The sequence below is a fragment of the Pleionea litopenaei genome, from assembly GCF_031198435.1.
GTDB lineage: Bacteria > Pseudomonadota > Gammaproteobacteria > Enterobacterales > Kangiellaceae > Pleionea > Pleionea litopenaei.
Map to the genome: position 1 here is coordinate 4,324,491 of NZ_CP133548.1, position 12,965 is coordinate 4,337,455.

The 12,965-nt window shown below is 37.2% G+C and carries 1 protein-coding gene; it reads left to right on the forward strand.

Annotation, left to right across the window (positions count from 1 at the left end):
* The first annotated feature begins 1 nt into the window (after window position 1).
* Window positions 2–12,964 (forward strand): non-ribosomal peptide synthetase, encoded by a 12,963-nt coding sequence (locus tag Q9312_RS19130; RefSeq protein WP_309202462.1) that lies wholly within the window; start codon window positions 2–4, stop codon window positions 12,962–12,964.
* The last annotated feature ends 1 nt before the right edge of the window (window position 12,965 follow it).

Consider the following 12,965-nt stretch of genomic DNA (forward strand, 5'->3'; position numbering starts at 1 on the left):
CATGGATAAAATTAAACATCTAATAGTTGAGCTTGGAAGAAAAGAAATTCATCTGTTTGTTGAGGACGGGCGTTTAAAAACCAAAGCGAAACCTGGCTCGATAACTACATTAATTGCGCAAAAAATAAGAGACAATAAAGCTGATTTAATAGATTGGATAAAAAACAATAAGGACTCAGAAGACTTAGAATATCAAGTATTAAAGTCCACTCCACTCAAGCAGTACTCTTTATCCGAAGCGCAAAATAAGATTTGGTTCTCTTTTAAGGTTAATCCAAATAGCAACGAATATAGTATGCCTGCGAGACTTAGAGTGCATGGTAATTTCGACATCGAAATTGCTAAACATTCGATAGCTCGCCTTTTGCAAAAGCATCAGATTTTGAACTCATCATTCATTGAGATCGATAACATTCCTTATCTGACTAGAAGGGAATATATTCAAATTAATGTCGAATATCAGCATGTCGTTTTTGATGCAATAATAGAGGAAGAAATTGATAAGCATCTATTGATAGAGGTAAATAAACCTTTTGATCTCCTGAATGAGCCATTAGTAAGAGTTAAATACTTTGAGTTTCAAGGAAAAAGCGAAACGATTCAACTTTTGTTTTTTAACATACATCATATAGTTTTTGATGGGTACTCATTTTCCTTGTTAATTAAGGACTTTTCTGAATTTTATAATGAAATTAGTTGTAATAAAGAGCCGCTTATTGATCAAAGTCAAATTGATTATTTCGACTACTTAGTTTGGTCAGCGTCTCAAAGTCCTAAAACTGACTTCATTCAGGGTATTAATTTTTGGAAAAGTTATCTTTCAAACAGCAAGGCGCTTCATGGTTTGCCTATTGAGTCGACTAGGTCTAATGACGAGGACCCAAAGCCAAAAAGATATGTGAGTCATAGAAAATATGATTTAAATAATTTCCAAAATGTGTTGTCTGAGGAAAAAATCACTCTGTTTACCTTTCTTCAAAGTGTTATTGCCTTATCAATTGGTAGAGTCGAAAATTCTACTGATGTGATTGTTGGTACACCTGTTGCGAATCGGGGCAACAATCAATTCACTGACGTAGTAGGTATGTTTGTCAATACGATTGCGATTCGTTCAAACTTGGCAGTTAAAACTGTTGGCGATTTTCTATCGCAACAAAGAGAACATATTTACAAGGCGCTTTCGTATCAGCATATTCCATTCGAAAAGGTTATTGAAGCAACTCAAGTAGAACGTTCTAGCTTTTATTCGCCCATTTTCCAAATTCTTTTCTCAGTAGTTGAGAAAAGTGACTTATTAATGGAGGTGGGTGGTCTAAATTTATCATTCGAGCCAGAAAATAAACTGTCCTTAAAAGCAGAGTTGGACATAACCGCTGAGATTAGCAATGGCCGTGTACAGATTATCTGGGATTATGACAGTTGTTTATTTAGTAGGGTTACTATAGAGCGACTTGATGATTATGTAGAGTTGTTTATCTCGTTTTTAACTGAGGCCGGCAGCAGTCAGCCTTTGGAGATCAATAAGAAGCTTACCTTTTCCGATCTAACTAAATTGGACAAAGTGAACGAGCATGTTCAAGAAGACTCATCTATAAGCTGTAAAACTTTAAGCGCTTTAATGCAGGAATCATTTGCTAAGCACGCATGTAATACGATGATTACTGCAAATGGTCAGCAATTTACGTATAAACACATCGATGAAGTCTCTGACTTGATAGTTATTCGAATGTTAGAACATGGTATCAAGCCGGGAATGAATGTTGGTATATATGCTGAACGAAATTATGAATTGGTCGTGTATTTAATTGCTGCGATTAAAATGGGTTGTTGTTTTATTCCGTTAGATCATAGTTATCCAGCCGATAGAATTCATTTTATGCTTGACGACGCGAATATAAGTTGCTTGTTATCGACAGAGAATCTTATAGCGAAACTTGACGAATGCTTAAATACTCCATTTGTTATCGATGAAAATATATTCAATGAGAAACTAGATAAAACGTTCGAATTGCCAGAAGTTGATTTAGATAATAAGGCATATATGCTCTATACCTCTGGTTCTTCTGGTCAGCCTAAGGGTGTCATTGTCAGTCAAAGAGCTATTTCTTTACATATTCAATCAGTTATCGAATATTTCAATCTTGATAAGACGGATACTTTTTTTAACTGCACGTCGTTTAGTTTTGATACCTTTTTAGAGCAAACATTGGCAACCGTACTGTGTGGCGGAGAGGTGGTCCTTTCGCAACAAATATTGCTCTCTTCTGAGGACTTGTTCACTTATATCAATGATTTTGATATTACAACACTTGATTTAAATCCTAGTTACTTTACCCAAGTGCTAGCCACGACTGAACGAGAATTCTGGAGCAATAACAAGCTACGGAGAATCATTGTCGGTGGTGAAAGTTTAAGCCAGTTTGCGATAGATAAATGGAATGACCTTGGTCTACGCGATCAAATTAAGCTTTACAACGCTTATGGACCGACGGAAGCAGTTATTACAACAACGATACAAGAAATTGAAGCGGCTTCAAAAGCGAACGACATCGGGTATGTGATTGGTGATCGACAATTGTATGTACTCGATGAGGAAGGTGAGAAAGTACCTTATGGTGCCGTTGGGGAATTACATGTCGGAGGAGTGTGCATAGCTGATGGATATTTCAATTTAGAGAGTAAAACAACTCAAAGCTTCTTGGCCTCGAAGTGTGGTCGAAAGATACTTTATAAGACAGGTGATCTGGTTAGATTTAATAATAGTGGCGGATTGGAGTTCTTAGGTCGAAGAGATGAACAGGTTAATCTAAATGGGATTAGAGTCGAACTAGGTGAAATTAATCAAGTTATTGAAGCGATTCCCTCAATAAACCAAGCTGTTGTGTCTATTGATACATTATCCTCAGGTACCAAAAAAATCGTCGCTTGGGTGACTACTTCACAGACTAATGAAGTCGAATCGTTGGTGAAAGAAGTTTTGAGATCAAAACTACCTAGTTATATGGTTCCCGATCGGATAATTGTAGTCGAGAATTTTCCTATGTTACCGAATGGTAAGATTGATAGAAGTTCTTTAAAGTTAGGAAACGAAGAACTTATCCTCAATTCCAATGATGATTTAACGACTGAAACGGAGCAAGTACTAGCTCGAATTTGGTCAGATGTTTTAAGTATCGATGCAAATATTATAGGTAGCACGAGTGATTTCTTTAAACTCGGTGGTAGCTCAATTCTCTTAATTCAAATAATTGCAAGAATTCATACTCATTTCAAAGTTAAACTTAGCGTAAAGGATCTGTTTGACAACTCGAATTTTAGAAGGCTGGCTTGTGTCATTGATGAGTCCGCAATAGACAGTGTTCCTGTATCGATTAAAAAGACGACAAATCAATATTCCGCTGGTGTGTTGTCACAAGCTCAACAAAGACTATGGTTCATTGATAGATTAAATGGGGGAGATCCAAGTTACAATATGGTCATGGCCCTCCAGTTTCTTGGGCCTTTAAAATCCAACACCATAGAATCTGCTATTGATAAGTTAATCGCAAATCATCATGTCCTTAAAAGTCGTATTTTTGATTTTAATGGTAAGGTTGTGCAGCAGGCGAGTGAGGATGCCATTCTCTCGATGCCTGTTTCGGATTTTCAAAACATCCAGCAAACGGAGTTTGCTACGCAGATAGACAAAGTCGTTTACAATGAAAAGCAACACATTTTTGATTTAAGTGAAGCACTTAAGATAAGAGCTACTTTATTGTTAGGCCCTTTAATTGAAGGTGTAGAACAAAAAGTACTGATAATTAATTTACATCATATAGCTGCTGATGCTCGCTCTGTAGATATACTGTTAAAGCAGCTCTATCTCGAACTTAATTCTACTAAAAAGACTGATTTCGACGAGAAGCATCTCCAATACATAGATTACGCTGAGTGGGAGTATCATCAGTATCAAGAGGAGAGTTCCGAAAAAGCCTCTCTCTCTTATTGGATAGACTTTCTCACTGATGCGCCGGCTCTTCACTCTATACCGATGATTGGTAGCAGATCCAATCATAGTAAAAGTGCAACCTTAAATTCGCAATTAAATATGAGCAGCTGGAATCTGGCAAAGCAATTTTGTCAGGAGAAAAAGCTAACTATCTTTTCTTTACTAAGTAGTACTCTTGGTTTAGCTGTAGGTCGTATTACTCAACAAGAGCAAGTGCTTATTGGTACTCCGTTTGATTTGCGTTCAGAGTTAAATCTTCAAGATGTTGTGGGACTCTTTGTAAACATGATTCCGTTGAAGGTTGTTGCCAATATTAATGATAAAGAAGCGTTTTTGGATCTGACTAGAATCAATCACATAAATGCTCAGCAACATGGTCATGTTCCATTTGAAAGAATCATTGATGCATTGAGCTTGGATAGATATTCCAATCAAAATCCATTATTTCAAATATCCATTTCTTTGCAAGAAAAGGCCAATGTTTCTGCTGAGTTTGATGGGCTGTCTAGTTCAATATTGGAATACCAAGAAAGTGAAAATAAGTTTGATATAGAGTTGACAATTATTACTAGCTCAACAAGTATCGAGATGCTATGGAATTATAATTCACTTTTATTCAGTTCAAAGACTATCGATCGACTCGATTATGCGTTTCACCAATACTTTAAGTCTTTAATAGATCCAAATGTTAGGGACTTGGCTAAAGTTGGTATTGTTTCCAATGAGGACGAAGTGTTTTTAACGTCTCATCCCAAATTAAAAGAGCCTGGTTTCGATAATAAAACAGTTCTAGATAAATTTATTGCTAATGCTCAATCGATTCCAGAAAGTATTGCATTGGTTTTTAATGATAAGCGATTTACCTTTCAAGAATTGAATGTTTTGTCGAACATCATTGCAAAGAAGCTCATGGATAGTGGTGTAAGTGTCGGTGATGTTGTTGCAACGTTATTGCCTCGGAGTGAATGTTATGTGGTGGCAGCTTTGGCAACTATTAAAGTTGGCGCTGTATTTTTGCCAATTGATGACCGTTATCCTGAAGCAAGAATAAGGCATATTCTATCGGATTCCAAAGCTTCCATGTTATTAACCTTTTCACACATGATGAGAAAATACTTACATGATGTTAAGTCGATATCAATAGATTTAATATTTGAGTCAGAGGTAGAGCCGATTGAGGAACTTGAGTTTTCGAATCATGAAGCACTTTATGCAATATATACGTCTGGCTCAACTGGAGTACCGAAAGGAGTTTTAAATACTCAGAAGGGAATTGTCAATCTACTAGAGTTTCTAATTCCAAAATTTCAATTGAATCATAAAAGCCGGATTTTACAATTGTCATCATTTGGATTTGATGCTTCAATCTGGGATATGTTTTTAGCTTTATGTAGTGGTGCCGAGCTACATATACTAGACAATGAAATACTCCTCTCTCCAGACAACATAGCGCAATACGTAGAAGAAGAAAAAATTACCTATGCATTTATTCCCCCATCTCTTCTTCGACTGCTAAATGAAAAGAAATTCAATAGTTTAAGTGTTCTAACTGTCGGTGGTGAAAGCATAGATATCACATTAGCTAAACGGTGGTCTAGAGGTAGAATGCTATTTAATTGCTATGGACCTGCTGAAAATGCTGTTGTTAGTACCATAAAGCAGTTAATGCCGGATAGCGAAGCAGTCAGTATAGGCAGGGCGATTCCTGGTGTTGAATGTCTAGTGTTAGATGTGAATCAGCAGCGTCTACCACCAGGCAGTATTGGCGAACTTTATTTATCTGGTGCAGGACTCGCTTTAGGATACTTAAATAACGAAGCCAAGAATAAAGAAGTATTTTATGAAATACGTAACGCAAGCTCTGATATTGTCCGATGGTATCGTACGGGAGATAGAGTTTATATCAATGATCAAGATGAGCTGGTCTTTGTTGGGCGAATAGATGAACAAGTCAAAATTCGTGGTCAGAGAATAGAACTTTCTGAAATTGAAAACTTGGTCGAGAGCTTGTGGTTCGTAGAGTCAGCTCTTGTTATCACTCGTGAAGATGCAGATAACAATACAAGTCTTGTTCTTTACTTTAAATTACTCGAGTCCTTCCAGAAAGAAAGTGGAGCTTCGAAGATACTCCGTCATCTAAAGTCTCAGTTACCTAGCTATATGCTACCTACTCGTTATGCAGTGGTCGCGAGTTGGCCAGTTACTGCAAATGGTAAAATAGACAAAAAATCGTTGTCTGAATTAAAGTTATCTTCATTTTCTGATGGTGGTGAAAGACCACAAACAGAGACGCAGAAGGTAATTGCTGATGTTTTTTCTAAGTTATTGAGTGTCGATGTTTCATTTATTTCATTAAATAGCGGTTTTTTCGAAATGGGTGGGCATTCACTATTGATTGCGAGCTTAATTGAGAATATCAAGAGTCGTCTCGATGTTCAGTTAAGCATAAAGGATGTTTATAAGAGTCAATCGGTCAGGGAGCTAGCCGAATTAATTCAAGATAACGTTTGCTCAGAAATCGACCTTCCTCTGTTACATAGAGAAAGTAGCAAGAGAAAAAATGGTGTTATCTCGGACGTTCAGAGAAGACTTTGGTTCCTTCATCAACTAAACCCGAGTGGTACCGAGTATAATATTCCTACTGTCGTTAAGTTGTCTGGAGAAATAACTGCTAGTGAAATTGTAGATATTCTTAATCTACTGATTGAACGACATGAAATACTACGGACCATTTATGAAGTTGTAGAAGGAGAGCCAAAAGCGAGGGTGCTTGATTCGTTTGAACTTGAACTAGAGTGTCGCGATGTTTCAAGTTTAGATGAGTGCTCACGTCAACAAGCTACAATGGACTATATAGTTTCTGATAATAAAAAACCATTTGTTCTATCGAGTGACTTGCCTATTCGTTGTGGAATAATCAAATATTCTGAGTCTGAATTACTATTATATTTAAACATACATCATATAGCTGCCGACGCCCGATCAATCGATATTTTGTTTCGGGAGTTCCTAGAGCTTTATCAGTCAACAAATGAAAGTCAAGAAGTTATAGGGACTGTAAGTGATTTGCAATATTCAGATTTTAGCTTCTGGCAGAAAAGCTTTGAGAAAAGCAATGGTGCTAAAAATCAAATAGATTACTGGAAGAATCAGCTCGAAGGACTTCCACTCGTCCATAGTTTGCCTTTGGATTTTCCTCGTCCGACTCAACAATCGTTCTCGGGAAAGTCTCTGAGTTATGATTTAGGGTCTCAAATTAGCGAGCAATTAGTTCAGTTTGCACGGTCTAATAATACAACGTCGTTCGTTTTGATTCATGCTGTATTAAGTTTGCTTATAGGGCGCTTAAGTAATTCTGATGATGTCGTAATTGGTGCGCCAATTGATAATCGGTTTGATAGTCGTTTGAATAAGACATTTGGTTGTTTTGTTAACAGCTTAGTACTACGAAGTGATCTTAGTGTCGATATGTCTTGCCAGCAATTTTTGGGTGAAATAAAGAAACTACATGTTGAGGCGCACGCAAATCAATATGTTTCGTTTGAGCAAATTGTAGATTTAATTAGTCCTGAACGTAGCACTCAGTATTCCCCATTATTTCAGATAATGTTGAATATGGTCGACGGCAAAAATAAGCCATACTATTCAAAGTCGATAAAGATCGATCCTGTAGAATATGACTCTGGTAGTACGAAATATGACCTTACCTTTAGTGTTGTCAATAATCAGGACTCCTTTGCATTAGAAATCGAGTTCAACACTTCACTCTTTAATGCTACGAGCATTGATCGCTTCTCAATTTATTTTCAAAATCTACTTGAACAATTCATCAATGATTCCGACTCCAATATTCATTCATTAAAGATTTTGGATTCGAACTCTAATGAAAAAATTCATACGATGTCTGTGGGAGATCTAGTAGATAGTGATAATCTTACAACCATTGACCAACTATTTCGCGAACAAGCTAATCGGTCACCCGATAAAGTCGCTCTAATTCATAATGATATCGAATTGACCTATAAAGAGTTGCATCGTTTGACGGAAAGCTTAGCACAGTTCTTAATTGATGAGTCAGATGCCGTCGAAGAAGCAATAGGCGTTTACTTTGATCGATCGGTTGATATGGTCATTGCAATATTATCAATTGTGAGTGCTGGCAAAGCTTATTTGCCAATAGATCCAGAACTACCTCGTGAAAGAATAGAATACATATTGTCCAACAGTCAGTGTGCTAGCGTTTTAACTAGTAAGAAATATTATCAAGAATTAAAAGCATTTAATATCGAGCGATTGCACGCGATTGATAGTTCTGAATTTAGAAAGCAAATACAAACTTATTTTTCAAATTCCAGTATTAAGCGATTAAACCATAACCTAGAAAACCTTGCTTATATCATCTATACCTCAGGCTCCACTGGAAATCCGAAAGGAGTAATGATAGAGCATAAAGCATTAGTTAATCGACTAGAGTGGATGCAGTCTGAGTATTCGTTAAATTCCACCGATCGTGTATTGCAGAAGACACCTTATGGGTTTGATGTGTCAGTCTGGGAATTCTTTTGGCCATTGCTAAATGGCGCTACCTTAGTTATAGCAGATCCTGGAGTACACAAAGATATCGATCTTTTGGTCGATACTATTCAAGATAAGTCGATAACACGAATACACTTTGTCCCATCAATGTTTCGTATGGCTGTAGAAAGTCCGCGTTGGTCAGAGTGTATTAGTTTAAAACAGGTATTTTGTAGTGGCGAAGCTTTGCCAAGTGATCTTGTCGATAAACACTTAAAGGCTAACAAAGCAAGGCTCTCAAATCTCTATGGACCGACAGAAGCTGCAATAGATGTATCTTATTATGAATGTGATAAACAAAATCTAGCGACTATTCCTATCGGAAAGCCTATACATAATGTCAGCTTATTCGTGTTAGATAAAGAGTTACAAATGGTACCCATCAATGTGATTGGTGAGCTTTATATCAGCGGTATTTGTTTGGCCCGGGGCTACTTCAATAATCAGGGTCTTACAGATGATAAGTTTATTAAATCTATGATTTGCGGAAAGGAGTGTCGACTTTACCGAACTGGCGATCTTGCTAGCTGGGATGAAGATGGTAACTTAGTTTATAAAGGTAGAACTGACCATCAAGTCAAATTGAATGGATTTAGAATCGAGTTGGAAGAAATTGAATCTGTCGTTCTTGAAATGGAGGACGTTAGGAATGCCGTAGTGATTTCTGGCAAAGTTGGTGCAACAACATCTTTGATAGGATATTGGCAGAAAGAAGAAAACTCGATATTGACAGATAATGATGTCGTTGATCAATTGATTAAGAAGTTAGAGTGTAAATTACCTCAATACATGGTACCTAAATACTGGCAGGTGTTAGATAGAATTCCATTATCTCACAATGGAAAGGTTGACCGGAATGCGCTACCTGTAATTGATATTAACACATCCGGATCATCAGAGGTATCTCCTCCAAATACGTCTATGCAAAGGTTAATCGCATCCATTTGGAGCGAAGAGTTGCAAATAGATAAACTGGGTATTGATGATAACTTTTTCTCTCTCGGTGGAGACTCAATTCTTGCTGTAAGAGTAGTTGCAAGATTAAAGCAGGAACTGCGACTTCAGATTACCGTCAGCGATTTATTTAAGTATCAATCGATTCGCAAGCTAGCAGACGCTTTAGAAGATTCATCAATACTACAAAGTGTCGAACCGATAAAGCGGTTTGAGTTGCTTAAACAAGTTGAGATTACTAAACGATTGAATGAATTCGACGACGTATACCCGATGTCTTCACTACAATCTGGTATGGTATTCCATACCCAGTTATCTGAGTTCAACGGTGTTTATCACGATATCGATACAATGCGTTTGAAAGGGGACTTTGTAGAGAGCTATTTTCGTACGGCATTACACATGGTAATGCAGCGTCATCCAATTTTGCGTACAGGCTTTGATTTATCAGGGCCTCGTCCATTACAGGTTGTACATTCGAACTCAAATGCTCCCTTGTTTGTTCATGACTTAACTCATTTATCACATGAACAACAAAGATCACGATTTAACGACTGGAAGAAAGAGAAGCTACGTGTGGTTTTTGATTGGCTTTCTGGTCCACTGTTTTCTATCGATATCTTTTTACTGGGTGCAGATGAGTTTGAGTTTGTTCTATCTTTTCATCACTCGATATTAGATGGCTGGAGCCGCGCCTCGTTAATTGTTGAGCTATATCAAAATTATTATCGGCTGTTAGATGGTAAAGATGTTAGTGCCAAACCTACAAATTGGACATTTCGAGATTATATCGCTGCAGAAATTAACTCAATTCGTACTGAAGAGCCATCTTTGTTAATTCGAAAGTTAGAAAATGTTTCCGTTCAGCAGCTAGCTTCACACCACAAAGAACAGGTTGTTGATAATAATCGACGAGAACAACTAACGTATAACAAACTGATTCCTGTCTCTCTAAAGCTTCTTGATATCTCCAAGTCTTTAAATGTGCCGATTCAAGCTACGCTGTTCGCTATGCATTTAAAGGCATTATCGACGTTAATTGGCCAACAAAATGTAATGTCTTGTGTTGTAACCAACGGTCGTCCAGAAGTACTAGGTTCCGAGCAGGGCTTAGGATTGTTTCTAAACTCCTTTCCTGTGGTATCAACGCTAGAAAGTACAGCTACATGGTCAGATCTAATTCTGCACTCCGCAGACCTGTTAAATGAGATGATGCGATCAAGACATCTTCCTCTTTCGCACATTCAAAATTTAACTCAAAAAGAGTTTTCTGAAATATTGTTTAATTATACTCATTTTTATATCTACAACGAGATTGATAAGGCCTCAGATGAGCGATTGAAAATTCTCGATTCATCATATGATGAACAAACCAATTTTGACTTGTATGTGAATCTCTTAAGAGATCCATCTGCTGATGAGATAGTTTTATACATAGATTATAATTCCGATAAATTTTCTCGAGAATTTGCAGAGAAATATTGTGAATATTTTATCTCTGCGAGCAATAAATGCATAGATAATATTCAAGAGTTACACATAAAACATTCGTTACTCTCTCATGTTGAGATTAATGAGCTAATTTACTTTAATAATTTTTATAACTCGATAGAATCGCAATTATCTATTAATTCGCTCTTTGAAAATGCCGCTGAAAAATACAAAAATAATATAGCAATAGAGTTTAATGGTTCAAAAATTACCTTCGAACAATTGAATTCCGACTCAAATAAATATGCTCGTTATTTAATCGAAAGTCAGGTTCGATCAGGAGATCTTGTTGCAGTCGCACAAGAAAGATCCATCGAGATGGTAGTTGCGATTTTAGGGGTTTTGAAGTGCGGTGCGGGTTATGTGCCAATTGATTTAGATTACCCTAAAGAAAGAATTAAGTATGTTATAGAGCACTCTAAAATCAAGGCTTTGATTGGTAGTGAAAAAGCAACGGAAATCGTTAAGGAAATTCCAGGAGAAATTCAGCAATTCGAGATTGCTAAAAGTAAATATAAATGGAATAAATATTCGGGGAAAAACTTACTTCTAAAAGATAATATAAATAGTCAAAAAACTGTCGCTTACGTAATTTATACTTCCGGTTCAACCGGAACACCTAAAGGTGTAGTGGTAACGCATGGTAATGTAGTTAATTTTTTAATTGCCATGAAAAGCACTCCGGGCTTCTCGGATAATGACTCGTTACTCGCTGTTACCCCGATAAGCTTTGATATTCATGTTTTAGAATTATTCTTACCGCTGATAAGCGGAGGTAAAGTTTGTCTTGCCGATGAAAAGTGCAGAATCAATAGTGATCAAATGTTAGATAAAATTGAATCTGAAGGTATTACAGTTATGCAAGCAACTCCAGCGACTTGGCGGCTTCTAATGGATAATGCAAGGCATTCCTCTCTCTCGGGATTGCGAGCATTTTGTGGTGGTGAAGCATTGAATAAGCAGTTGGCGTCTCAGATAAAGGATTCTACAAGCGAACTATGGAATATGTATGGTCCAACAGAAACTAGCGTTTGGTCTAGCTGTGAAAAGATTGAAGGTGAACAAATTTGTATTGGAAGACCCATCTTGAATACTCAGTACTATGTTCTGGACCAGAATAAACAATTGTTACCGAATAATGTAATCGGTGAGTTGCATATTGGTGGACGCGGCGTAACAAGAGGGTACCTGAGAAGACCGGAACTCACATCTGAGCGGTTTCTCACCTTGCCGCACATAGATGACGAAGTCGTTTATGCTACGGGTGATCTCGTAAAACGTTTGGGTGATGGGCGTTATGAATATATTTCTCGTTCAGACGATCAAGTCAAAATTCGAGGTTATCGAATTGAAATTGGTGAGATAGAAAGTGTTTTAAGCCAGCACGAGTATGTACAAGATTCAGCCATCGTAATAAAGGTAGATGATGAAGACTCCAACGCATCGAGGTTAATAGCGTTTGTCGTTCTAAATGATAGTGTCGGCTCTAATTATCAAGAAGACCTAGAGTTGTATCTAATCTCGAGACTTCCTGACTATATGACACCGTCTCAGATTATAGATATCACTTCCATTCCGCTAACACCTAATGGAAAAAAAGATAGAAATCAATTGATTTCAAGAATCGTTGATTTAGCGAAACCGAAATTTGAGGGTGCTAAAACACCGACAGAGCAAATTTTAGTTCGAATGTGGGCCGAATTGCTAGATAAGTCTATCGAAGAAATCAGTGTGGTTGCGAAGTTTTTTGAACTGGGCGGACATTCTATTATCGCATTACGATTGTTGAACCTTATACATTCAGAATTTGCTGTTGAGATAGAGCTTCAAGCGTTGCTTCAACGCTCTACCATTCGAGATGTTTCTTCGTACATCGATTTGTTGTTGGATACACGTAAGGTTTCCGAAGAGCTGGAAGCTTTAGATTCAGAAAGAATAGAAGAGGTTGAATTTTAAG

Excerpts from the sequence above, each read along its gene's own strand:
- Q9312_RS19130 (WP_309202462.1), top strand. The coding sequence starts at position 2 with ATGGATAAAATTAAACATCTAATAGTTGAGCTTGGAAGAAAAGAAATT.